Source organism: Thiocapsa sp. (assembly GCF_011390875.1).
Taxonomy (GTDB): domain Bacteria; phylum Pseudomonadota; class Gammaproteobacteria; order Chromatiales; family Chromatiaceae; genus Thiocapsa.
In genome coordinates this window covers 1-372 of sequence record NZ_JAABRP010000003.1, presented here as the reverse complement: position 1 = coordinate 372, position 372 = coordinate 1, and the positions used below count along the sequence as shown (strand labels likewise).

Sequence of the window (372 nt, the reverse complement as noted above, 5' to 3'; positions counted from 1 at the left end):
GCGAGCGTCTTCGTCGTGTACAAGATAATATCCTTCAATATCAACGGGATCCGTGCGCGACCCCATCAGCTCGAAGCGATCAAGGCTGCCCATGATCCGGACGTCCTTGGCCTGCAGGAGTGTAAGGTCGCCGACGACGCCTTTCCGGTCGATCTGGTGCGGGGACTTGGATTTGCGACGCACTTCCACGGTCAGAAGTCGCACTACGGTGTCGCGCTCTTGAGCAAGGTCGAGCCGCACTCCGTCGCCAAAGGCTTTCCGGGGGACGTCGAGGACGCCCAACGTCGCGCGATCATCGGCTGCTATCCCTTACCGGGCGGAGGCGAAATTACGGTCGTCAACGGCTACTTTCAGCAGGGCGAGAGCCGTGAC

1 protein-coding gene is annotated in these 372 nt (G+C 60.8%); it reads left to right on the top strand.

The genetic code is table 11. From position 1 onward, the window contains the following. Positions 1 to 15: 15 nt before the first annotated feature. A partial coding sequence (locus tag GPT33_RS00375; protein ID WP_296804761.1) for an exodeoxyribonuclease III occupies positions 16 to 372 on the top strand: 357 nt, incomplete at its 3' end.